Annotated in this window: 24 protein-coding genes; 11 read left to right on the top strand and 13 right to left on the bottom strand. The window is 41.5% G+C overall.

Annotated elements, in window-relative coordinates:
- Window positions 1-73: 73 nt before the first annotated feature.
- On the top strand, window positions 74-394 hold the full coding sequence (gene metJ / locus QUE86_RS09975) for a met regulon transcriptional regulator MetJ (RefSeq protein WP_036973203.1): 321 nt from the start codon (window positions 74-76) through the stop codon (window positions 392-394).
- Window positions 395-493: 99 nt separating this feature from the next.
- On the opposite strand, the gene QUE86_RS09970 is transcribed toward metJ, so the two are convergent.
- Both QUE86_RS09970 and rpmE read right to left on the bottom strand, forming a co-directional pair.
- The gene (locus QUE86_RS09970) at window positions 494-1,735 is read right to left on the bottom strand and encodes a malic enzyme-like NAD(P)-binding protein (RefSeq protein ID WP_130049802.1); all 1,242 of its coding nucleotides are present in this window, start codon (window positions 1,733-1,735) and stop codon (window positions 494-496) included.
- 572 nt (window positions 1,736-2,307) lie between these two features.
- Window positions 2,308-2,523, bottom strand: coding sequence for a 50S ribosomal protein L31 (rpmE, locus tag QUE86_RS09965; protein WP_036973208.1), 216 nt, complete (start codon window positions 2,521-2,523; stop codon window positions 2,308-2,310).
- Between the two features lie 233 nt (window positions 2,524-2,756).
- Between rpmE and priA the strand changes: the two genes are divergently transcribed.
- The 5 genes from priA (at window position 2,757) to QUE86_RS09940 (ending at window position 7,870) form a co-directional block, all read left to right on the top strand.
- The gene (gene priA / locus QUE86_RS09960; RefSeq protein WP_130049803.1) at window positions 2,757-4,937 is read left to right on the top strand and encodes a primosomal protein N'; all 2,181 of its coding nucleotides are present in this window, start codon (window positions 2,757-2,759) and stop codon (window positions 4,935-4,937) included.
- A gap of 15 nt (window positions 4,938-4,952) precedes the next feature.
- Window positions 4,953-5,480 carry an SPOR domain-containing protein gene (locus QUE86_RS09955; RefSeq protein WP_130049804.1) on the top strand — a complete coding sequence of 176 codons (528 nt, stop codon included), beginning with the start codon at window positions 4,953-4,955 and terminating at the stop codon, window positions 5,478-5,480.
- An 80-nt stretch (window positions 5,481-5,560) separates the two neighbouring features.
- On the top strand, window positions 5,561-6,079 hold the full coding sequence (gene hslV, locus QUE86_RS09950) for an ATP-dependent protease subunit HslV (RefSeq protein ID WP_054552816.1): 519 nt from the start codon (window positions 5,561-5,563) through the stop codon (window positions 6,077-6,079).
- 11 nt (window positions 6,080-6,090) lie between these two features.
- Window positions 6,091-7,419: an ATP-dependent protease ATPase subunit HslU gene (hslU, locus tag QUE86_RS09945; protein WP_130049805.1), complete on the top strand. Its 1,329-nt coding sequence runs from the start codon at window positions 6,091-6,093 to the stop codon at window positions 7,417-7,419.
- Between the two features lie 76 nt (window positions 7,420-7,495).
- On the top strand, window positions 7,496-7,870 hold the full coding sequence (locus tag QUE86_RS09940; RefSeq protein ID WP_130049806.1) for a gamma-butyrobetaine hydroxylase family protein: 375 nt from the start codon (window positions 7,496-7,498) through the stop codon (window positions 7,868-7,870).
- A 319-nt stretch (window positions 7,871-8,189) separates the two neighbouring features.
- Here QUE86_RS09940 and QUE86_RS09935 read toward each other — a convergent pair whose 3' ends face one another.
- From QUE86_RS09935 to QUE86_RS09925, 3 genes are all read right to left on the bottom strand, one after another.
- Complete coding sequence (locus QUE86_RS09935) at window positions 8,190-10,070, bottom strand: methyl-accepting chemotaxis protein (RefSeq protein WP_167658727.1); 1,881 nt, start codon at window positions 10,068-10,070, stop codon at window positions 8,190-8,192.
- A 105-nt stretch (window positions 10,071-10,175) separates the two neighbouring features.
- On the bottom strand, window positions 10,176-11,225 hold the full coding sequence (locus QUE86_RS09930; RefSeq protein ID WP_130049808.1) for an MJ1255/VC2487 family glycosyltransferase: 1,050 nt from the start codon (window positions 11,223-11,225) through the stop codon (window positions 10,176-10,178).
- Window positions 11,222-11,758, bottom strand: a complete 537-nt coding sequence (locus QUE86_RS09925) for a phosphatase PAP2 family protein (RefSeq protein WP_130049809.1) — start codon at window positions 11,756-11,758, stop codon at window positions 11,222-11,224. The genes QUE86_RS09930 and QUE86_RS09925 overlap by 4 nt, the downstream gene beginning before the upstream one ends.
- Window positions 11,759-11,970: 212 nt before the next feature.
- Between QUE86_RS09925 and rraA the strand changes: the two genes are divergently transcribed.
- Together rraA and QUE86_RS09915 are read left to right on the top strand one after the other, a co-directional pair.
- On the top strand, window positions 11,971-12,468 hold the full coding sequence (rraA, locus tag QUE86_RS09920; protein ID WP_054552822.1) for a ribonuclease E activity regulator RraA: 498 nt from the start codon (window positions 11,971-11,973) through the stop codon (window positions 12,466-12,468).
- A gap of 5 nt (window positions 12,469-12,473) precedes the next feature.
- Window positions 12,474-13,523: a formimidoylglutamase gene (locus QUE86_RS09915; protein ID WP_178926550.1), complete on the top strand. Its 1,050-nt coding sequence runs from the start codon at window positions 12,474-12,476 to the stop codon at window positions 13,521-13,523.
- A gap of 296 nt (window positions 13,524-13,819) precedes the next feature.
- Here the strand turns inward: QUE86_RS09915 and QUE86_RS09910 are convergent, their stop codons facing one another.
- Both QUE86_RS09910 and hutI read right to left on the bottom strand, forming a co-directional pair.
- On the bottom strand, window positions 13,820-15,496 hold the full coding sequence (locus QUE86_RS09910; protein WP_286260368.1) for a GGDEF domain-containing phosphodiesterase: 1,677 nt from the start codon (window positions 15,494-15,496) through the stop codon (window positions 13,820-13,822).
- 118 nt (window positions 15,497-15,614) lie between these two features.
- Window positions 15,615-16,856 (bottom strand): imidazolonepropionase, encoded by a 1,242-nt coding sequence (gene hutI, locus QUE86_RS09905; RefSeq protein ID WP_130049811.1) that lies wholly within the window; start codon window positions 16,854-16,856, stop codon window positions 15,615-15,617.
- Between the two features lie 144 nt (window positions 16,857-17,000).
- On the opposite strand from hutI, the gene hutC reads away from it, so the two are divergent.
- Window positions 17,001-17,708 carry a histidine utilization transcriptional repressor HutC gene (gene hutC, locus QUE86_RS09900; RefSeq protein WP_130049812.1) on the top strand — a complete coding sequence of 236 codons (708 nt, stop codon included), beginning with the start codon at window positions 17,001-17,003 and terminating at the stop codon, window positions 17,706-17,708.
- On the opposite strand, the gene QUE86_RS09895 is transcribed toward hutC, so the two are convergent.
- A complete protein-coding gene (locus QUE86_RS09895; RefSeq protein WP_286256920.1) occupies window positions 17,709-18,479 on the bottom strand; it encodes a Rossmann-fold NAD(P)-binding domain-containing protein in 771 nt (256 codons plus the stop codon).
- A 113-nt stretch (window positions 18,480-18,592) separates the two neighbouring features.
- On the opposite strand from QUE86_RS09895, the gene QUE86_RS09890 reads away from it, so the two are divergent.
- Entirely contained in the window at window positions 18,593-20,620 is a 2,028-nt protein-coding gene (locus tag QUE86_RS09890; protein WP_130049814.1) for a methyl-accepting chemotaxis protein, read from the top strand.
- On the opposite strand, the gene QUE86_RS09885 is transcribed toward QUE86_RS09890, so the two are convergent.
- From QUE86_RS09885 to QUE86_RS09875, 3 genes are all read right to left on the bottom strand, one after another.
- Window positions 20,605-20,814, bottom strand: coding sequence for a hypothetical protein (locus tag QUE86_RS09885; protein WP_130049815.1), 210 nt, complete (start codon window positions 20,812-20,814; stop codon window positions 20,605-20,607). The two genes, QUE86_RS09890 and QUE86_RS09885, sit on opposite strands and share 16 nt — an antisense overlap.
- 253 nt (window positions 20,815-21,067) lie before the next feature.
- The gene (locus tag QUE86_RS09880; protein WP_064971745.1) at window positions 21,068-21,226 is read right to left on the bottom strand and encodes a YqaE/Pmp3 family membrane protein; all 159 of its coding nucleotides are present in this window, start codon (window positions 21,224-21,226) and stop codon (window positions 21,068-21,070) included.
- Between the two features lie 55 nt (window positions 21,227-21,281).
- Window positions 21,282-21,848, bottom strand: a complete 567-nt coding sequence (locus QUE86_RS09875) for a BON domain-containing protein (protein WP_167658732.1) — start codon at window positions 21,846-21,848, stop codon at window positions 21,282-21,284.
- A 318-nt stretch (window positions 21,849-22,166) separates the two neighbouring features.
- Here QUE86_RS09875 and QUE86_RS09870 point away from each other — a divergent pair, with 318 nt between their 5' ends.
- Window positions 22,167-22,826 carry a LiaF domain-containing protein gene (locus QUE86_RS09870; protein WP_286256914.1) on the top strand — a complete coding sequence of 220 codons (660 nt, stop codon included), beginning with the start codon at window positions 22,167-22,169 and terminating at the stop codon, window positions 22,824-22,826.
- Between the two features lie 134 nt (window positions 22,827-22,960).
- Here QUE86_RS09870 and rpsI read toward each other — a convergent pair whose 3' ends face one another.
- On the bottom strand, window positions 22,961-23,353 hold the full coding sequence (gene rpsI, locus QUE86_RS09865; RefSeq protein ID WP_095209788.1) for a 30S ribosomal protein S9: 393 nt from the start codon (window positions 23,351-23,353) through the stop codon (window positions 22,961-22,963).
- 8 nt (window positions 23,354-23,361) lie between these two features.
- Window positions 23,362-23,790: a 50S ribosomal protein L13 gene (rplM, locus tag QUE86_RS09860; protein WP_130049818.1), complete on the bottom strand. Its 429-nt coding sequence runs from the start codon at window positions 23,788-23,790 to the stop codon at window positions 23,362-23,364.
- Between the last annotated feature and the right edge of the window lie 105 nt (window positions 23,791-23,895).

Raw genomic sequence — 23,895 nt, 5'->3', positions numbered from 1 at the left:
AGAGATAGAATTTCCGCATCTTGCGCTGTGAATAAGGCGTAAATCACTGACAACCGAGGCAACGAAACAACTTATGGCTAAATGGAACGGTGAATACATTCACCCATATGCAGAACACGGTAAAAAATCAGAACAAGTAAAAAAGATTACCGTATCAATCCCACTTAACGTATTAAAAGTATTAACTGACGAGCGTACACGCCGCCAGATCAATAACCTGCGTCATGCGACGAACAGCGAGTTATTGTGTGAAGCTTTCTTACATGCTTTTACAGGTCAACCATTACCAAATGATGACGACCTTCGTAAAGACAACCCTGAAAAGGTACCTGAAGAAGTTAAAAGAATTATGCAAGAAATGGGGTTAGATATCCCAGTGCTTGATTCAGAATAAGTATTTCGGCCATCGGATCACCGCCGATAATCGCAGATATAAAAAAACTCAGCCAAGGCTGAGTTTTTTATTAGCGTTATACAATTTGAGTAATTAAGTTTAACGCATGTAATCTTCTGGCATCTCGATTTGCGCTACACCTGACTCCACTGCAGCTTCAGCAACAGCACGTGCAATACGAGGTAATAAACGCGGGTCCATTGGCTTAGGAATGATGTACTCAGCACCAAACTCTAGTGACTCAACACCAGCCGCTTTCAGTACTTCATTTGGTACAGACTCTTTAGCGATACCACGAATAGCGTGTACTGCCGCAATTTTCATTTCATCATTAATTGCCGTTGCACGCACATCAAGCGCACCGCGGAAAATAAACGGGAAGCAAAGCACGTTATTTACTTGATTAGGGAAGTCTGAACGACCCGTAGCCATAATTAAATCGTTACGTGCACTGTGCGCAACTTCTGGTGCAATCTCAGGATCTGGGTTTGAACACGCAAACACGACTGGTTTATCAGCCATTAGCTTAAGATCATCTGCAGTTAATAGGTTAGGACCTGATACACCAACGAATACATCAGCATCAGCAATAACATCTTGTAATGTACGCTTATCAGTATTATTAGCGAATAGTTGCTTATACTCGTTTAAGTCATCACGACGAGTATGGATCACACCTTTACGGTCAAGCATATAGATGTGCTCACGTAGTGCGCCACATTTAATTAAAAGCTCCATACAAGCAACTGCGGCAGCACCGGCACCTAAACATACAATAATGGCATCTTCGATATCTTTACCTTGTACTTCAAGGGCATTAAGCATACCGGCAGCAGTAACAATAGCTGTACCATGCTGGTCATCATGGAAAACGGGAATATCACAGCGTTCAATAAGCGCTTTTTCGATTTCAAAACATTCTGGTGCTTTAATATCTTCTAAGTTGATACCACCAAAGGTATCAGCAATATTAGCAACCGTATTGATGAAATCTTCTGTTGTGCGGTGTTTTACTTCAATATCAATTGAATCAAGGCCAGCAAAACGTTTGAATAATAAGGCTTTACCTTCCATTACAGGTTTTGATGCAAGCGGACCTAAGTTACCTAAACCTAAAATTGCGGTACCGTTTGAAATAACCGCAACCATGTTACCTTTACCTGTGTACTTATAGGCATTTGCTGGATCAGCAGCAATTTCGCGGACCGGTTCAGCCACACCTGGGCTATAAGCTAAAGCGAGATCGTTAACCGTTTCGGCTGGCTTGGTTAGTTCAACACTAATTTTACCTGGAACGGGGTGAGCGTGGTAATGTAATGCTTGTTCACGAAAATCTGACATAACGCGATAGTATCCTGCAAAAAGTTAAAAAGTGAGAGAGCTTGCATCAGTACGATACCTGTAATGTATAAAAATTCCAAGTATTATCAGGTCTATCCTGTTATAAGCTATATCGCTTAATTTTAAAGGATTTCCCCACAATTTCTGTGCATAGTTGCGATTAATTAGACATAAAAATTCACCTATTTATGGCCTTTTAAGCACGTGTTTTTGTATTTTGTATGCACGAACACTGCAAATAGCCGAAATTAGCCTAAAACCGCCATTTCAACGAAGTTCACAGCATTTAATTACGAAATTATTTAAAATTATTATTTTTAATAACTTTTAGATACCAATACGCTTAATTAAGTATTATTGCGGATTGGTATGCATTTATACAAAAAAGAATATAGCCAAGGGTTTACACTTTGTCTGCACAATTAGCGACATAGTGGGCATAACACTCAGAAATAGTTATGCAAAAGAAATAAGTGAAGATGGTAAGTTAGTGATGAGTTCAAAGTATACTTAATGAATTTTAGGTATAAAAAAAGCACCCTAAGGTGCTTCTTTTAACTAAACAGCAGAAATTACTTCTTGCTGCTAAGTGCACCGAAGCGCTTGTTGAAACGATCAACACGGCCGCCAGTGTCTAGAATCTTTTGCTTACCAGTGTAAAACGGGTGACACTCAGAACATACGTCTAAGTGGATGTCTTTACAAAGAGTTGAGCTAGTTTCGAATTTGTTACCACATGAACAAGTTGCAGTGATAGCTTCGTACTTAGGGTGAATACCTTCTTTCATAGGGAACCTCTAGTTAAGGCCGTATCGCTCTCCAAACCCGAAGTCTGGCACCATACGCAGTTAATACAATTAATAGGCCGCGTATTTTATAGCTCAAGTGACCTTGCGACAAGCTTTAAATGCATCTTTCGCTAAAAAAATAATCAAGTGGCCTGTTGTTCAGTATTTGTTGGTAGGTTTTTAACAGTAATTTTAGTACATTATCCTTCTATCTTTGTTTCAGTTGAGTTGTTATGCACTTTGTAGAAGTTGCCATAAAAGTCCCTTTACAGCGTACCTTCGATTATAAAGTTGAACAGCTGCTGCATAGCCCTGACTTAAAGCCAGGTATGCGAGTTCGTGTGCCATTTGGCAGTCAAAAAAAGGTCGCTGTGGTACTCGCTCTAAAAACATCAACAGAAGTTCCTGCAGACAAAATTAAAGCTATTATTGATGTAATAGACGACACACCAGTTTTATCAGAGCAGCATCTAGCCTTGCTAAAATTTACTGCCCGCTACTACTGTTACCCATTGGGTGAAACCATTCATACGGCACTTCCGGCTGCTTTAAGACAAGGCGAATGTCCAGATAAAACCAGTATTAATATGGTTGAGCTGACCGATAAAGGCGCAAAGCTTCCATCACTAAAAGCAAAAACCCAGTTGAGTTTATTAAAGCAGCTAGCCGAATCGGGCAAATCATCTGTTACTGAATTAAAAGCACTCGGATTTACAAAAAAAACCATCGACGGCCTACTCGATAAAGAATTGATCACTCAATTTATCGAACATGATAACCAATGGCAGCAACGCGTGCCGACCGTTGGAAACAAACCAATTCTTAATAAAGAGCAAGCCGTTGCCTGTACCAGCATTAATCAAGCTTGCGGCTTTACTAGCTTTTTACTTGAAGGGGTTACCGGAAGTGGTAAAACTGAAGTATATTTGCAATGCCTAGAAGAAGTACTTAAAAAAGGTCAACAAGCCTTAGTATTAGTGCCCGAAATTGGCTTAACACCTCAAACCGTTAACCGTTTTCGTCGCCGATTTCCTGATACACCAATTATGCTATGGCATTCAGCACTAACAGACAATGAACGCTTACAAACCTGGCGTTTCTGTGAAAAAGGCAGTTGTGCCATAGTGATCGGTACACGTTCGAGTATTTTCTTACCCTTTTTATCGCTTGGGATGATCATTGTTGATGAAGAGCACGACAGCTCGTTTAAGCAGCAAGACACGTTGCGTTATCATGCCAGAGATTTAGCCGCTTATAGAGCATACCAGCATAATATTCCACTGGTTTTAGGTAGCGCCACACCGGCACTTGAAACCTTACACAAAGCAATTAATAACAAGTATCAGTTATTGAGTCTTACTGAACGCGCCCAAACCAGCACTGATAATCAGTTCCAATTAATCGATATGAAAGGCCAACCAGAACAAGCTGGTATTGCCCATGCCAGCCTTGCCTATATGCGTCAACATTTAGAGCGAGGCAAGCAAGTGATGGTGTTTTTAAACCGCCGAGGTTTTTCACCTACCCTCATATGTCATGAGTGTGGTTGGCTAAGTGAGTGCTCACGTTGTAGCACTAGCGCAACCTTTCATAAAGCCATTGGCCAAATGATTTGTCACCACTGTGGTGAGCAACATCAGGTGCCCCATCAGTGTCCAGATTGTGGCAGCACGCAGATTTTTCCAAATGGTAAAGGCACTGAGCAAATTGAAGAGTTTTTAACACAAACCTTCGCTGATATTCCGATTAGTCGTATTGACCGCGACTCAACCCGTCGTAAAGGCAGCTTAGAGAAAGCACTTGATGATATTAATCAAGGTGGTGCTCGTATCTTAGTCGGTACGCAAATGTTGGCAAAAGGCCACCACTTTGCCGATGTGAGTCTCGTTTTAATCTTAGATGTCGATAGTGGTTTATATTCCTGTGACTTTCGCGCGACAGAGCATTTAGCACAGCTAGTTACACAAGTGGCAGGCCGTGCTGGGCGAAGTGGTGAGCCAGGGCAAGTATTACTGCAAACTCACTTTCCTGAGCATCCACTACTACAAGACTTAGTAAATAATGGTTACCAAGATTTTGCCCGCTATGCACTCACAGAGCGAGAAGATGCGCAGCTTCCACCTGTTACTAATATGGCCATGGTTCGTGCAGAAGGGCATAACATTAATCAAGTGGTCGATTTTTTAACTGATTTGGTTCCTGTCCAGAACGTATCTGGTATACAATTGCTTGGTCCGATACCTGCGCCACTGGAACGTGTAGCAGGTAAATATCGCTTTCAATTACATATTCAGGCGCAGGAACGCTCTCACTTACACCAATATTTAGCGCAGATGGTTGACTATATAAGTACCAGTAAATTAGCGCAAAAGGTGCGTTGGAGCCTAGATGTTGATCCTATAGATATGATTTAAGGCCAATTAAGAATCATGGCACAACACGATTACATAAATAAAAAACCAGCAAATCGAAATAATAAAAAACAAGCCCCGGCAAAAAAGCCCTTCCCAATTTTTCTTGTTTTAATTGCGCTTATCTTAGTAGGCGGGTTTGGTTACGGCTTGTGGTATATCAAACATAATGCCGATCCTGAGTTAGTAGAGCAGCAAGCAAACCCAGTTAAAAAAGAAGAAGCTATCATTCCGCCTCCTAAAACGCCTGAGTTCATTAAGGAGATTAAAGAGCATGAAGTTCAAGTCGAGGTCAAAGAGATTGAACAAAAAGGCCCTTATGTAATGCAATGCGGCTCTTTTAGAACCATGGCACAAGCACAAACATTAAAAGCAAAAATCGCTTTTGCAGGCTTAGTTGCCGAGGTAAAGAAAACACAAGGCAGTAATGGTATTTGGTATAAAGTGCGCTTAGGCCCTTACGAAACCAAACGTTTAGCCGAAAGTGACAAGAATAAACTTAAACGCATCAAAATAATGGGCTGCGGAATTTGGCTTTGGACTTGATTTTAGTTCATTCACCCATATAAACACCTCATCAATCGCTTTTTACGAGCGGCTTCGCCGCTCGATGATGAGGAATAATCATGACCACTATTGTAAGTGTACGCCGCGACGACAAGGTCGTTATTGGTGGCGACGGCCAAGTTTCACTTGGTAATACCGTAATGAAGGGCAACGCCCGCAAAGTTCGACGTCTTTATAATGGCAAAGTAATCGCTGGTTTCGCTGGCGGTACTGCTGATGCCTTCACCCTTTTCGAACGATTTGAAAGCAAACTAGAAATGCACCAAGGTAACCTGACTAAGGCTGCCGTAGAAATGGCCAAAGATTGGCGTAGTGATCGCGCACTTAGAAAGCTCGAAGCACTATTAGCAGTCGCAGACGAAACTGCTTCATTAATTATCACAGGTAACGGTGATGTTGTGCAGCCAGAAAACGACCTAATTGCGATTGGCAGTGGTGGTAACTTCGCACAATCAGCAGCCACAGCGCTACTAGAAAATACCGACCTAAGTGCACGTGACATTGTAGAGAAAAGCCTAACAATTGCAGGCAATATCTGTGTATTCACGAATAATTTCCAAACTATTGAAGAATTGTAATAGGAACTGCCATGTCTGAGATGACGCCAAGAGAAATCGTTCACGAGCTTGATCAACATATTATTGGCCAAGCTAAAGCTAAAAAAGCAGTTTCAATCGCGCTACGTAATCGCTGGCGCCGTATGCAACTGAGCGACGATTTACGCGCTGAAGTAACACCAAAAAATATTTTAATGATTGGTCCTACTGGTGTGGGTAAAACTGAGATTGCTCGACGCTTAGCCAAACTTGCTAATGCCCCTTTCATTAAAGTTGAAGCAACCAAGTTCACTGAAGTGGGCTATGTTGGTAAAGAAGTTGAAACGATCATCCGTGATTTAGTTGATATTTCAATTAAAATGACACGTGAACAACAAACTAAAAAATTTAAACACCGCGCTGAAGAAGCGGCAGAAGAACGCATTTTAGATGCTCTTTTACCACCAGCACGCGATACATTTGGTGAGTCAAAAACAGAAGAGAACTCTTCTACTCGTCAATCTTTCCGTAAGAAATTACGTGAAGGCCAATTAGACGACAAAGAAATTGATATCGATGTTGCACAAGCACAACCAAATGTTGAGATCATGGCTCCTCCTGGTATGGAAGAAATGACCAACCAGCTACAAAGCATGTTCCAAAATATGGGTGGTGATAAGCGCAGCAAGCGTAAGCTGAAGATCAAAGAAGCATTCAAACTATTAGTTGAAGAAGAAGCCGCAAAACTTGTTAATCCTGAAGAGTTAAAAGAGCAAGCTATCTTCGCGGTAGAGCAAAACGGTATCGTTTTTATCGATGAAATCGATAAAATCTGTAAACGTGGTGAAGCTTCTGGCCCAGATGTTAGCCGTGAAGGTGTACAACGCGATTTACTACCATTAATCGAAGGCTCAACGGTAAGCACTAAACACGGCATGGTTAAAACAGACCACATGTTGTTTATCGCATCAGGCGCATTCCAAATGGCTAAACCATCAGACATGATCCCAGAGCTGCAAGGTCGTTTACCAATTCGTGTTGAGCTTGAAGCGCTTAGTGCTGACGACTTTAAACGTATCTTAACTGAGCCTCACGCTTCATTGACAGAGCAACAACGTGAGCTGTTAAAAACAGAACAAGTTGAGGTTGAGTTTACAGATGATGCCATTGAACGCATTGCGAAAGCGGCTTGGCAAGTAAATGAAAAAACCGAAAACATCGGTGCACGTCGCTTACACACAGTGATGGAAAAACTAATGGAAGAAATTTCATTTGATGCCTCAGAAAAAGCAGGTTCAACACTGACAATTGATGCCAACTACGTTGAGCAGCATTTAGGTGCACTTGTTGAAGATGAAGATTTGAGTCGCTTCATTCTTTAATCAACAATTTAGCGTTATAATCAAAAGCCTCCAGTTGGAGGCTTTTTAGTTTATAAATCGTACATACGAGGCTCACATGAAAGAAGTCACTAAAGTGCATTATCACAGCGTTAGCAAAGTATTAGATGTTCATTTTGATGATCAGACTATTGCTCAATTTAGTGCTGAATTTTTGCGTGTTCACTCACCTTCAGCTGAAGTACAAGGACATGGTAATGAGCCGATGAAACTAGTGCTTGATAAGCAGCAAGTAGGAATTAGCAAGATTGAGCCTGTTGGTCATTATGCAATTCGACTGGTATTTAGCGACAATCATAATAGCGGTTTATTTAGCTGGCACTATCTTAGCGAGCTACATGCTAACCATGACGAGCTTTGGCAGCAATACCAAGCTAGAGTCACCGAGCACGAAGCAAATAAGGACAGTGTGCCTATTAAGTTCGTGCCTTAATATTTGTAAAACAAAAAAGCGCGATGACGACACCGTCACCGCGCTTTTTTTATATACCCAAACTACCTCAAGATGCGAGTTTCAGTTGGAATTAAAAGCGATTTAGGCAAGGCATTGATTGCAAGTAATAGTGGTTCTATTGTTCAAATCAATAACGCAGTATAAATCGCTTTTAAACCAACCCGTTGGGCGCTTCACAGGAACTTACTCTCATCCTTGTTACTTCTTAAAAGGGACTGACTCTTGCAAAGTAACGCCTTGATATTAATCACCTGTGAAACGCTGAATTCTGCATCTTGGGGTGGCTTGGGTATACTCATTAAACTTTAAACTTATCTATTGCCTGATAAAGTACACGCGCTTGCTCAGACACTTCTTCGCTAGTTTGTGCGTTAGTTGCCGCATGGCCTGATGCCTCTTGAGCGATATCACGAATACGTACCACGTTTTTGTTCACCTCAGAAGCCACTTGGCTTTGCTCATCAATTGCTGTAGCGATATGAGTACTCATATCCATAATGGTTTGAACATCTTCGGTGATTGAGCGCAGTAACTCACCGGCTTTAGTTGCCTGTGCTGCACTTTCGCCACCTTGTGTACGACATTGCTGCATAATGCTCACCACTTCTTGAGTGCGCCCTTGTAAGGTTGAAATGATACTCTCGATCTCTTGAGTTGAGTCTTGAGTACGCTGCGCAAGTGAACGTACTTCATCAGCAACCACCGCAAAGCCTCGACCTTGCTCGCCAGCACGTGCTGCTTCAATTGCCGCATTGAGTGCCAGTAAATTTGTTTGCTCAGCAATGCCACGAATAACATCAAGTACAGAGCCTATTGTTTCGGCGTCTTTTTCTAACTGTGAAACCACACTTGAGGCATTACCAAGTGAATCGGATAAGTGATTAATTTGCACCACTGTTGATTCAACTTCTGAACGGCCTTGCTGCGCACTTAAGTTAGTTGACTCAGCTTTTTTCGCTGCAGCTTCAGTGTTGTGCGAGATATCTTGAATCGTCGCCTGCATTTCAGTCGCCGCTGTGGCAACCATATCGGCTTCATGAAGTTGTTCTTGCATACCTGAACTGGTTGCTGCTGTCGTCTCAGATAAATGCTCTGTAGCCACATTAAGGGTACTTAGCGCTGTATTTACCTCATAAATAAGCTTTTTGAAATCACTAATCAAACTATTAAAGTCGATCGTCATAGTGGTGATTTCATCTTTACCTGATTGAGTAATCGACATGCTTAAGTCGTTATTACGACGAATCTCGTTAATCGTGTGGTACACACGTTCAATAGGCTGAATAATTGAGCGGCTAGTAAAGTAAACTAATACCATCACTAAAATGCTCGCAATAATAAATACAATGAGTGCAATTAGCTGCGCAGTGGCTGCACTTGATTCGACGAAGGCCTTTGTTTGATCTGTCAGCTCTGTAACAATAGCATCACTGAGTCCAACACTGTGTTTCATCTCACCAAGTGCACCTGAATCTAAATCCAGACCTAAGGCAACTTGTGCATCAACTAAAGCCTTAAATTTACTTTGATAAGTCGCAAGCAAATTAATTAATTGATTTTCGTAATTTGCATCGAATCCAGCATTTTTAATTTCTGATTGGAAGTTTGTGACTAAATCGTTAAATTTACTCAGATATTTTAAGTCAAAGCGCAACATAAAGTCTTTTTCTGCGCGGCGAAGCTGTAGCATTAAAGCTAGTAATTTATAGTTTTCGCGCTCACTTAATAATGTTTCTACTTGATGCACCGCACCACGTAAATCACCATAAAGTGCATCTTTAGGGTGTAAGCCAATTTTCTTTTGTAGTTCCACAACTTCATTGAAGTCATCGTAATAAGTTTTCGCAAGACGTCTAAATTCATTTAGATTAGATGAGTCCATCGACAAATCTTTCACTAACTCGTCTAGTCTCGCCATTTTAATTTTTAGCTGCGAATACTCTTTCTCAAAAAGCTCAAGGCTATCGACATCTTTGTAAAACAAAAAGTTTTTTTCATGCTTACGCATCGCAAGTTCATGAATGTCGAGCTCCTCCGCATTTTGAATTGTTTCGTTGAGCTTAAGCATCATGCGCGACTCAAAGATGATTACACACAGCATCACAATCATTGCAAGACCAACAACGAGCGCGTTTAACTGTAAACGACGCTTAATAGTTAAGTTTTGTAATACATTCATTCAAAGTGCCTTATAGAAACATGCATTTAAAGTATAGCTAAACTATTTAAAGCAGCTAATAAAAAGTGGTTAAATTTGCCGTGCATTTTCCAGTATAAGGTACCTTTAAACAATCAGCTTTTCTTCTAAATCAACCTTTTGCCATAGATTTTTATGTAATTGTTCCAGTTTTCCCCATTGTTTTTTTTGTAACCAATCAACCAAGGGCGCTGGATCGCTGGGAAAATTGAGTTTTTTGTTCTGTGGAGATTGCAACCAATCATCCATCGCATTAGGGTTTAAATAGCTCATTACATGAGCAGCTCCCATCGACAATAAAGTCTGCGCATTAATCCCCTGCTCAAATTGCTTACCAAGCGGTTTTAACAATAACTTTTTACCAAGCTGCAATGCTTCACTTGCAAGTTCAAACCCGGCGTTACCAATTACACCACCAGCATTGGCTAGGTCATTTAAAAACCCAACGCGTGAGGGAGCCCGCAAATGAATATTCCCGATTGAACAATCTTGCGCATCAGGGTGATAACAATAAAACTCACGTTCAGGAAAGTCTTTTAAGTACTCAACTACACTGTCTAGATTCTCAAAAGGCAGGTAAACCAATACCTTATTTTCGACCATAACCGGGTTATCATGATGATGATTGGCAATAAATGGCGGAATTATGTTCTCTGCATAGGGTTGCCAATGGACACCTAAATAAACACTGGCTGGCGCATAGTTACGGATCAGCGCACGGCGAAAGAAGGCACGGCCAAACATCGGTACTTTATCAGATAAAAATGCAGCTTGGTGGCTCATACCAATAACAGGGATACCTTGCTGTTTAGCAGCCCACGCGGTGATTGGTTCAAAGTCATTAAAAACTAAATCATAGTGACGCAAATCAAGGTTTTTTATATCTCTTATAAGCTGAAGTGGGCGCGCATTTTTTAATGTTTTAAAGCTATCAACTTGCCCCGATTTGCTGGTAAACGACAAGCCGCGAAAAGCTCGATAATCAGCAAACTCGTCCATATCAAAGTAGTCTTGTTCTTTACGGCCCGAGAACACATAGTCAACATCGACTCCCAACGCTTTAAAAGTTGTTGCCATCACTCGTGCTCGAGTAATATGTCCATTACCCGTACCTTGAATACCGTACAAAATTCTCATATAGATTCCACCACCATCACTGCTAATACTGCACAACTTGATCCCATCACTGCACCAATCACTACATCAGCGGGGTAATGCACACCAATAATCACCCTTGATGCCGCCACCCCTGATGCCCACATCAACCACAACACAGCAAATTCAGGAAAATACATAGTCAAAATAGTCGCCACCACAAATGCCCCTGCACTATGTCCTGAGGGTAAGCTAAACTGATCACTTGGTACTAAATAAGCGCCTTGCACTAAGCAATCGCAAGGCCTTACCCGCGCAATCCGCTTTTTAGCTAAAAAGTAAATAGGCCGCTCAATTGCAAAGCCCACCAATATACTCATCGCAAGTTGCTGAAAATGCAGCTGCTCGGTAAACCACCAAAAACCAAAAAACAACATTACGTAAAGTCCGCCATCGCCACTTTTCGAAAACCCGAGCGCTGATCTTCTGAGCCAAATTGGCGAAGCATCGTTAAACACACTTAAAAACAACTGTTCATCCACTTTTGCCAATTTAGTAAGTATGTTGTTTGCCATGGTGAGCTCCTTATCATACTTTGCGTCTAATTTTTATACTCATCTCAGCTTAGGCGCTAAAAATAACAATTAGGTGACGCTTTTGAGACACTAATGTTGCGATAACGAGATTCCTTTGATTTAAACTAATAAACCACTATTAAGTCGTTGTTATTGAGTTGTATCAGGGTATACTGAGTACTAAACAGACAGTCTCTTTAGAGGATGAAAAAATGGATTACAGCACTTCTGATTTATGCGACCACTTTGCAGATGTGGTTGATGTGCTCGAACCAATGTTTATCAATTTTGGTGGACGCCCAAGCTTTAGTGGTCGAGTCAAAACCGTTAAATGCTTTGAAAATAACGAGCTGATCCGCGAGATTTTATCAACCGATGGTACCGACAGCGTGTTATTGATTGATGGTGGTGGCTCAACCCGACGCGCCCTTATTGATATAGAGCTGGCTGAAATCGCATTAGAAAACAACTGGCAAGGCATTATAGTTTACGGTGCAATTCGCCATGTTGATGAACTTGAAGAGCTAGACTTAGGCATTCAAGCAATTGCGTCTATTCCTGTTGCTGCAGATAGTGAAGGTGCAGGTGAAGATGGCATTGGCGTTAACTTCGCAGGCGTATCTTTCTTTGATGACGACTTTGTTTACGCTGATAGCACCGGTATTATATTATCTGCTGAAGAATTAGAGTTAGAAATAATAGAAGACTAATCTCGGTGACAAATTACCTTAAAATTTATGATGAAGCGGCGGTGAGGCACTTATGTGCTCGCCGCGCTAACGAACTTAAAGCTTGGCAAGCCCTTGCCCTTCTCGACACTCAAGTTAATGCCCCACAAGCCCTCATCGATGCAAAACAATTCGGTATTCGCTATGTTTTAGTTGGCGTATGTGAAGATATTGGACCTCGAGCTAACTTAGGCAATGGTGGCTCTGGGCAAGCATGGCAGGCTTTTTTAAAGCGCTTTTTAAACCAAACGCATAATCAGTTTTTAAATCATGAACGTGTGCTGCTACTTGGGGAAGTTGACCTTGACGATTTAAACCAACAGGCTATTAACCTTGATAATAAAAACGAAGCAGACTTAGCCAAACTTCGTGAACTGTGCGGCGATATCGACACTCGCGTTGAGCAAGTACTTGCAATGATTTTTGCAGCAGGCCTTGAACCAATTGTAATTGGCGGCGGCCATAACAACTGCCTGGGCATATTACGTGCCCTTAGTAAGCAACATGGCAAACCAGTGAACGCTATTAACTTAGACCCTCATGCTGATTTCAGAGAGTGTGAAGGCCGTCATAGCGGCAATGGCTTTAGATATGCTTACAGCGAAAACCACCTTGCTGATTATCATGTCATGGGTTTACACGAATTTAAAAATAACCAAGCGATTATGGATGCCCTGACTAACGCAAACTTCACGTTTGATAGCTATCAAGACATTCAGGTCCGTCGCAAAGTCGATTTATCTTCAGCATGTAAACATGCTTTAGCTCAGTTTGATAATGCACCGCTTGGAGTAGAATTAGACCTAGACAGCATCTCATTAATGCCTGTAAGTGCTTATACTAACTGTGGTTTCAGTGTTAGTGATGCAGAACATTTTGTGCATTTAGCTGCCAGTCAAACAACCGCTCACTACTTACATTTATGTGAAGGCGCACCATCGCAACACCCAGTAGGTTTAGAAGCTGGAATGAACGATGCCGGCCAAATCATCACAGCCTTGGTGAATGCGTATTTGCAGGCGAGAGAGGCAAGTTAGAAAGAAGCTATGTAACGGCTGATTTTTGGGGAGGTCCGGTCGAACGAAGCGATACTCAACACATAGAAGCGGTCAGCTCTCAGCCTTCAGCGGTCAGACGCGCGAAACAAGTTTCACGTCTACCTGTATCAGCGGCTTTATGCCGCGCCACTTAAATTGGAAGCAAGATTCGAGATAAAACGCGATGTAACGAGTCAAACTGCTCGCTAACTTTCAATCTGATAGCTGACGGCTGAAAGCTCTATATAACTCTTTCCTCTAGTAACTCGCTAACTTTACTCTTGAAACTCGCTAACTCAACCCTGATGCTCTAACCGCCACTGTTTTAACCATGACATCATACCTACGCTGCTAAGCGGGTAATTAAAGTAATAGCCCTGTGCGGCGTAGGTGTTCAGCGACTTAACAAATTTAAGCTGTTCTATGGTTTCTACCCCTTCACAAATTACTTTCGCATTGTTTTGACTGTGCATATCCACCATGCCAGAAACCAGACTGCGAACTTGGCTTTGATGGGCAAAGTCAGCGGTTAGTGATGCAGCCACTTTAATGTACTCAACATTGAGGTTAGGTAATTTAGCAAGCCAAATAGGTGTGTCACCAAATCCATCAATACACAATTTGATGCCAATACTACTTAGCCTTGCAACCATAGCTTTACCCTGCTCATCTAAGTTCATAAATAAATCGAGCGGGCATTCAATGATTAAATCACCCGGTTCTAAGCGGTGCTCAGCCATAATGCGATCAACAAACTCGATAAACTCTTCATGCAGCATTTCAGGGCCAAACACATTGATACTAAGAGGTAATTCAATACCTTCCATACGCAGCGCCATAGCTAGTTCGGCAGCGCGCTCAATAACGTAGGCAGCAACGGGGTAGCTAAGCCCAGCGACACGAATATCATCAATAAATTTATTCGCTGAAAGAATGCCTTGTTTAGGGTGTTGCCAACGCAACAGCAATTCTAAAAATTCAATTTGCTCGTCGCTATTGCGGATAACCGGCTGAAAATACAATTCAAGTTCGCTGGCAAAATCTAGATGTGCTAACTCGCGCAATCGTGCTTGTTGTTCTAATTGCTCGATCATCATTTGCGGGTGATAAGGCACAATTGCTCGCTCAGGGTTTGAGTCAAGGGCAAGGTTGGCAAATGAAATTAGATTTTCGAAGCTATAGTCTGGCTCGTCGCAGTTCACATAACTAGCACGCACTTTCACTTCAATGGTGCAATTAGCAACGTTAAATGGTTTTAGTGTGACTTGCCTAATTTGGCTGATCAACTGCTCGTGAAGATGTTTTTGTTCTTCAAGTGAGCAAATAAACGCAAAATTTAACCCCCCTAAATGCGCCAACTTTTCAGCACTACCTGTATTACTTGCCACACTAAGAACAGCATTAACATTGAGTTGTTGTTTAATTCGTGTAGCCGATTGTGCTAATAACAAATCACCAAAGTCACGACCAATATGCTGGTTAACATCGTTAAAACCTTCAAGGCGGATCATCACTAGTGCGCAGTTCGCTGAGTGCTCTTCAGTCCATGCAACAAAGCTATTTCTAAGTGCATTACGATCAGGTAAGCCTGTGAGTGGGGTCGCATCTAACTCATCGTGATACAAGGGTTCAACCTCAACCAGCTCTTCATCTTCGGGCTCTTCGTAATTAAAAAAGCCCGAGATAGATAAAATGACAACAGAGAAAACAAGCCAATATAAAGCTATATCGAGTAATAGGTGGGCTGAATATAAAACAGCAAATAAAATAGCACTAGCCACACTCAAAATAATGGCAAGCCAATTTGTGGTACGAAATGCTTGCCATAAATGAAAACATAAACTTAAAGCAAGCAATATAACCAGCCAAGGTAATCCTAAACTTAGGATAGCTAAACCTAGAACGCCATTAACGACTAGGCTAAGTCTCAAGATAGGATTATGGGTTACGCATAAGGCACAAATCATTGCCATAAAGACACTACCAGCTAAAAACACTGGCACAACATCACTTGTTAAATTTACGAGTTGAGTACTACTCGCTAAACTAAAAATCAATGACATGTAATCCAAACTGCGTAATAAAACTTATCTAACTAAGTCTACCCAAAATCCACAGATTTAACAGTTTATTTACGCCAAACTGGTAACTTAATTGTGCTGGATGGGATATTTGCCAGTGGGCAATATCAGCCCGAGCACCTACTTTTAACACTCCACGGTCATCAAGACCTAAAGCACCTGCGGCGTTGCGCGTTACCCCTGCTAATGCTTGTTCAGGCGTCATGCGGAAAATAGTACATGCCATATTCATCATTAAGTGCAATGAACATAATGGTGAAGTCCCTGGATTAAAGTCAGTTGAAATAGCGATAGGAACTTGATACTGCTGGAGTAGTTCAATTGGCGGATACTTTGTTTCGCGTAAAAAGTAAAATGCACCAGGCAACAATACCGCAGCAGTGCCTGCTTTGGCCATTGCTTGAATGCCTGCTTCATCTAAGTGTTCAATATGATCAGCAGATAAGCCATTAAATTCTGCAACAAGCTCTGCACCATGTTGATTAGATAGCTGCTCAGCGTGCAACTTAACCGGTAAGTTGTGCTTTTTAGCCGCTTCAAACACACGGCGAGTTTGCTCGTTACTAAAGCCAACGTTTTCACAAAATGCATCAACCGCATCAGCTAAATCAGCCTCAACAACACGGTCAAGCATTTCACCGCACACCAAGTCAATATACTCATCGCTACGGCCTTTATATTCAGGCGGTAACGCGTGAGCACCTAAAAAGGTGGTTTTAACATCAACCGGGTGATTTTCACCGAGTAAACGAGCCACTTCAAGTAGTTTAATTTCGTTTTCGCAATCAAGGCCATAACCCGATTTAATCTCTACCGTAGTCACGCCTTCTGCGTATAACGCATTTAAACGCTCTTTTGCACTAACAAATAAGGTTTCGTGGTCGGCTTCTCGGGTTGCACGTACCGTACTTGCAATACCGCCTCCCTTTGCAGCGATTTGTTCATAGCTTACACCTTGTAAACGCTGCTCAAATTCTTCTGCGCGGCTACCAGCAAATACTAAGTGAGTGTGACAATCAATCAATCCAGGTGTTAACCACTGCCCTTTTGCAGACACAGTTGGCGTTGCGAGTGCGTCAAACTCAGGTAAATCAGTTTGTGCACCTAACCAGGCAATTTTGCCATCTTTAACGGCAATCGCTGCATTTTCAATGGCGCCGTATGGTGCATCGACAGCAGGATCCATTGTGGCGATATTGGCATCTGTGATCAGTAAATCCCAGAGCGCTTGATCATTGTTGGTTGTGTGCATTTTTCACCTATTATATTGATGCTTGCTAAAGGCTCAGTATGAGCCTAAATTTAAATTGCTTAAAGTTTATCAACTCATCTTGTATATACAAGGAAATTATGTCACCTTGTAACATACTATTAACTTACTAATAAACTTTTCATAATGAGCGTCCCTAAGTTTGCGCAAATAAAAGAATTCATTTTGGAAAATATTCAATCGGGAGAATGGCAAGAAAACGACCGTGTCCCGTCTGAAAACGAACTAACTAGTCAATTTCAAGTTAGCCGCATGACAGCTAGGCGCGCACTCTGTGAATTAACCGATGCCGGTATTTTAACGCGCAGCCAAGGCCAAGGTACTTTTGTTGCCAACTTCAAATCACAATCATCACTACTTGAAATCAAAAACATTGCCGATGAAGTTAAAGCACGAAACAGCAACTACAGTTGTACTATTTTAGTGATGGAATCAATTAGCGCTATAGCGCCAATTGCGATTGCTTTGGGTGTCGAGGTCGACAGCCATGTTTATCGAAGTGTGATTGTGCACAATGAAAACGAGCAACCTTTGCAAGTTGAGGAGCGTTTTGTGAACCCAGCTCTTGCTAAAGACTACTTACAGCAAGACTTTCACAGCCTAACACCCCACGAATATTTATCGCAGAATGCTCCACTAACCGAAGCACGTCACACGGTTGAAGCAATTATGCCAAATCCAGAAATGTGTGAATGGCTCAATCTTTATAACGAAGAGCCATGCTTACAAGTGATCCGCCGAACCTGGTCATCACAAGGTATTGTAAGCTTTGCACGATTAGTCTCACCGGGTAGTAAATACCGGCTAGGCGGTCACCTTACTTTTAAAAAGTAGCTAAATAGGCGTTTGATAAAGAAAATTCAGTGTCTCTATCGCTGAACCATCAATGATTCGTTCGCCTTTATCATGGCTTGTGAAAGTGGGTGGTTGATTGCCTTGCTCAGAGCATTTTTGCTGGTAGTAATCCACTTTTGTTGGATGCGCCGGATTGACAACATTATAAATGCTGCTCGCGTTAGACCAATTTTCAAGTACAGCCAAAATCGCCGCTATCACGTCTTGCTGTTGTACCATGTTCACTACCTGCTGACTTGAGCTAGAAAGCTCTTTACCAGCAACAAACTTACCCGGATCGCGCCCAGGGCCAACTAGTCCTGCCAAACGCAATATTTTACCACCGGCATTTAACACTAACTGCTCGGCATCAAATAGCAGTTGTTGGCGCGCTGATTGACAATTAATTTCTGTAGTTTCGTCGTATTGACCATTGTCAGTTGGGTAGACACCTGTCGAAGAGCATAAAATAAAGCCTTTGCAATTTAGGTATTTAGCAAGCTCAAGACCTGCTTGCAAAGTGGCTAGATAATTACTTTCTGAACTGCGGCTACGTGGTGGGATTGCACACACCCACCATGCATCTTCAAGTGATACGTCTTGTTTAAGAACTGTGTCTTCAAGTACAAACTGACGCTGAAAGTCATATTCATGTTCGCTACTACGGTGTGTTCCCTGCACATGCCATGCTAATTCTTTTGCCTTAATACAAAGTGCTTGGCCTAGCCAACCAGCACCTAAAACTACCAATTTATTCTTTTCAATACTCATTTATACAATAAGTCCTTAGCATTTATTATTAACCTTCACTTAACAGTGTAGCGATTTGGGTGCAAATATGATTAGATAGATAACTCTACCCGATAATAAAAACACGTGCACCTATGTTAAATAACCTCTCTTTACGAAAAAAAATATTACTACTCATCGGCGGGACGATAAGTGTATTACTGATCATCGCCTCTAGTTTTTTTGTTAACCATATTGCTGAGCTATCACGCCAAGCTATTCAACGAGAAGCAGATAGCTATTTACAGAGTGAGCGACTCTCAATGCAAGGTTACTTTGCCAAATACGGTAAAGTTGTACAAACTTTCGTGACAAATCCGCACTTAGTTAATTGGTTCGACAACTGGACTGAACGTGATCAAAGCCTTGATAACCAACCTGGATATGACAGTGTTAACCAAGATTTTGTCCGCATCAGTGGTAACGACGACAACATCTTATCTGCCTTTTTTGCATCTGCAACAACAGGTGAGTATTTTAAAGAAAATGAGCGCACCTCTCATTATAACGGCCAGCCTTATTACGCGTACAAACGAGGTTGGTGGCAAGACGCTTTAAAAATCAACAAACTCTATGTTGGTCCTATTTCTGTAGATCTGACCACCGGGAATGCTTCAGCAGTTGTACAGCAGCCTGTTTATAATAAACAAAATAAACTTGTAGGCTTTGGTGGTGTTGATTTACAGCTTAATAATATTAACGACATGGTTGAAGGCATTCGTTTTAATGGCCAAGGTTTTGGCTTCCTACTAGATGGCAATCAAAAGGTTGTACACTTATCGAAACGCACTGGTCATAAGCTGTCTGTAACTGATGAAGGACCGAATGGTAAAGAAGGCTTAGATGCCCTCGAAAAACAATTTAGCGACACTTCAGGCTTTAGCGAATTAAACCGCGCGATGAAAAGCCAAAAAGATGGTAGCAGCTTTGTTACATTCAAAGGTGAGCAATATTATGTTGTATACAACCGACTTGAGTTAGAAACTCCTTACCTAGATTGGTATGTCGGTATTTTAATACCGACCAGCATGATTGAAGAGCCGGTAAACGATGCGGTGATGACAACGACCACATCTGTGATCATCATTCTCGCGATTATCATTGCGATGATCTTTTGGGCGACGCAAATGATCACCAAGCCTCTAACAAAACTAACTTACATCATGCGTGATATTGCCTCAGGTGATGGCGATTTAACACAAAAAATCGAGATAAAAAGTAATGACGAAGTGGGTCAACTTGCCCATCACATGAATACTTTCATCGATAAGCTACGTGCAATGATGCTTAATACTGCTGCACAAGCAGAGCAGCTAAGCCAAGCTGCTAGCCAGCTGAAAACAGTTTCGCAAAAAACCAACGATGAAATTCAGCAAGAGAAGCAACAAGTAGACAGTGTGAGTGCTGCAGTAACAGAAATGGCAACTACGGTGATGGAGATTTCACGTAACGCTCAGCACACCAATAATGCGGCTGAAGAAGTGCAAACTATTACCGCAGATGGCACTAAGCGCTCGACTCAAGCACAATCAGTGATGACCGCTCTTGCAAGCCACATTGGTGAAGCATCTAAAGTGGTTGCGGGTCTTGAGCAAGAAAGTGGCAATATTGGCGCGGTAGTTGATGTTATCAACTCAATTGCAGAGCAAACTAACTTACTAGCACTGAACGCGGCAATTGAAGCAGCCCGTGCTGGCGAGCAAGGTCGAGGCTTTGCGGTTGTTGCTGACGAAGTTCGTTCACTGGCAAGCCGAACGCAAGAATCAACAGATGATATTCGCAATATGATCAGCCGTTTACAGCAAATTGCTCAACAAGCATCAACCATGATGCAACAAGGTCAAGAGCGTGCTGAGGGTTCAGTTGAGCAAACACAAATTGTATTGCAAGCTCTACAAGATATCGCGCAATCTGTGACAAATGTGCAAGATCAAAGTCATCAAATTGCGACTTCGACAGAGCAACAAACTGTGGTTGCAGAAGATATCAACAATAGCTTGGCAGCGATTAATCACTTAGTGAATAGCACTGCGGATCATGCTCATGAATTGGCGGATGAAGCACGTGATTTGAATGAATTAGCAGCCGCTTTAAATAAGACGGTGAATCAATTTAAGTTATAAAGATAAATTGCTGAAGTAGTTAAAAACCCGATGTCACCTGAAGATGACATCGGGTTTTTATCGTCAGCCTTCCCTGTTATTCGTGGCGCAACCGCTTTCGCGTGTTCCATAAATTCGTGCCACTGTTGCTTGTTCCATAAAGCAACTCCTTTGTCGGTCAATCCTTGTGTTGGTTGCGTTTGTACTTTTTCCATATAGTCTCCTCCTTACGCTAGCTTCATCCTTTTTGGCTCCTGCCTAAGCTTATTCCTTGCTGTCATCTCCATTCACTTTATCCATAAAGCGTTGCCATTGTGCGCTACTCCATAACGCCTTGTTACTTCCTTGTTGTCCTTTGAGCGTAGTTACATTATCCATACTGTAAACTCCTTGCGGTTTATAATCCGTTACTCCTACAGCCCTTCCTTGCTGTGCTCCATTACTCATCCTTGCAGATCAATGCAGTAATTATCGCTTAGCGATGATATACACGGCATGAATCAAACCAGGAATGTATCCTAATAAGGTTAAAAGAATATTAATCCAGAATTGCGCACCTAAACCTACCTGTAAAAATACGCCTAAGGGTGGAATTAAAACTGATAAAATAATACGTATTAAATCCATAACTCACTCCTTGAATTAAATCAGCCCAGCTAAAGCTGGGCTAAAGGGCTTGCTATTATTCAGCAATAATCTTCAATTTATCGATTACTTTATGAACGTCTTCAGCGTTTTCAGCAATGCTTACCGCTAATTGCTTTTCTGCATCAGATTCAACAGTACCATTAAGTGTTACTACACCGTTGTCAGTATCCACATCAATGTCTGTACCACCTACTTCTGAGTTAAATAAATAACGTGTCGTGATTACAGTAGTGATCTTTGCATCGGTTAAGTCGCTTTCTGCTGAATCAGCTTTGTCTGATTTCATGTGCTTAGCTTTCATGTTTTTAACAACAGTTAATTTGTTATCAACAGAGCTAACACCGTCTAGGCTAAGAACCAGCTCTTCAGCAAGTTCTTTATCTAATTCGCTATCAACCTTACCTGTAAGTACAACCTTGCCATTCGTTACATCAGTGTTGATGTCAAAGTTGTTAAGGTTTGTGTTCATAAGAAGCACAGTTTCTGCCTTACCATCAATCCAAGCATCTTTACTTTCATTTTCCCAGCTGCTTGCCTGAGCTGACATGCTAGTTGCACCAATTACTAAAGCGGCAATCATAGATTTGTTAAAAGTGTTCATAATCTTTCTCCTTTTGATTAAAGACAGATTAAGTAATGCGACTATGATGCCAACTATTTATATCTTAATTTTCAATTAGTTAAACATTGATTCAGCGACTGTTTATATTTATTTCGGTAAAGATTTACAAGCTGATCGGTAATAAGTTCACGATGTTGCAAAAATAGCTACTTAGTTGCGAATTTTATTAATCTGTGGTTAATTTAACGAAATTGATTATTAGCCATAAAAATTAACCTTTTGATTTATATGGAAATAAAATTTGGCCTAAGCCTTGCTTCATGAATAATAACTATAAAATCACAACAGGGAACTACCATGGCCGTTAAACTTGAAGACCGCCCAATTGATCAAGTAAGAGAAGAAGTAATCGATCAACTCATTTATAACTATAGTCATGCTGTTATTTCAGCTGAAGCATTTGAACGCCGACTAGATCAAGCAATGGCGGCCACCAGCAACGAAGTTCTGGTAGAGCTTGTTGCTGACTTAGAACTAAAAGCTGACATTGACTACAAATCGCATAAGCATGCTCAATTTAAGCCTCATTATAGTCACAGCAGCGAGAACGAAAGCCTACACCTTCGTAGTATTCTTGGTTCAAATGAGCGCAGCGGCCAATGGGTGGTACCAAAAGAAATTCACCTGACAAACTGTTTAGGCTCTATCGAACTCGACTTTAGCGAAGCGATCTTCCAGCATCAGCATGTCACTATATATGTAAACTGTATTTTAGGTAACGACGAAATCTACGTACCAGAACATGTCAATGTGGTATCCAAACTGTTTAGTGTAATAGGCAGTGTTGAGAACAAGTCAGTCGCTCTAAACAAAGGTCAAGGTCCAACCATCACCATTGAAGGTAACGTATGGCTAGGCTCAGTCGAGATTTCAGTTAAACGCACTATGAAAGAAAAGTTCATTAGCTTTGCTAACAGCCTAAAAGCCAGTTGGAAAGAAATGAATAAGATGCAATAAAAAAGTCTACTCTTATAAAGCTATTATGTGTGGTAAGGGGTTTGTTCATTTAAACAATACTGACGTCTGAGAGAGCTATAAATACAAAAAACCCAGCCGAAGCTGGGTTTTTGGTATTCTGATAAACGTAAATATTAACGTTTTGAGAATTGTGGACGCTTACGTGCTTTCTTAAGACCCACTTTCTTACGCTCAACTTTACGTGCATCACGTGTAACGAAACCTGCTTTACGAAGTGTAGGACGTAGAGACTCGTCAAACTCCATAAGTGCACGAGTGATACCGTGACGGATAGCACCAGCTTGACCAGTAGTACCACCACCTGAAACAGTGATGTGTAGGTCAAACTTTTCAGTCATTTCTACGTGCTCTAATGCTTGACGAACAACCATGCGAGCAGTCTCACGACCGAAGTACTCTTCTAGAGAGCGCTTGTTGATTACGATGTTACCAGTGCCTGGGCGTAAGAATACGCGAGCACTTGAACTTTTACGACGACCTGTACCGTAGTATTGATTTGCCATGATAGTGCTCCTTAAATGTCTAGAACCTGAGGCTGTTGTGCAGCATGGTTGTGCTCAGTACCCGCGTAAACTTTAAGTTTACGGTACATAGCGCGGCCTAAAGGACCACGTGGCAACATGCCTTTAACAGCTTTTTCGATAATCATTTCAGGCTTTGCAGCTTGAAGCTTGTCGAAAGTAGTAGACTTAAGACCACCTGGGAAACCAGTATGAGCGTAGTACATTTTGTCTTTTGCTTTATTACCAGTAACAGTAACTTTCTCTGCGTTGATAACGATGATGTAATCACCAGTATCTACGTGAGGAGTGTACTCAGCTTTATGCTTACCGCGTAGGCGATGAGCGATTTCAGTAGCGATGCGACCTAAAGTTTTACCTTCAGCGTCAACTACGTACCAGTCACGTTTTACTGTTTCTGGCTTAGCAACAAACGTTTTCATTTATTAAAATCCAATGTTTTTTAATTAAAACCACAGGTAATTATTATTAATTACCGCTCTAAGTTGAATGCTTTAACCCCTTCGAGTTGAAGACTTTAAACCAAA

The organism is Pseudoalteromonas apostichopi, from assembly GCF_030297135.1.
Taxonomy (GTDB): Bacteria; Pseudomonadota; Gammaproteobacteria; order Enterobacterales; family Alteromonadaceae; genus Pseudoalteromonas; species Pseudoalteromonas apostichopi.
Note: the sequence above shows the minus strand (reverse complement) of the source record. Positions and strands in the feature narration are given on the sequence as shown.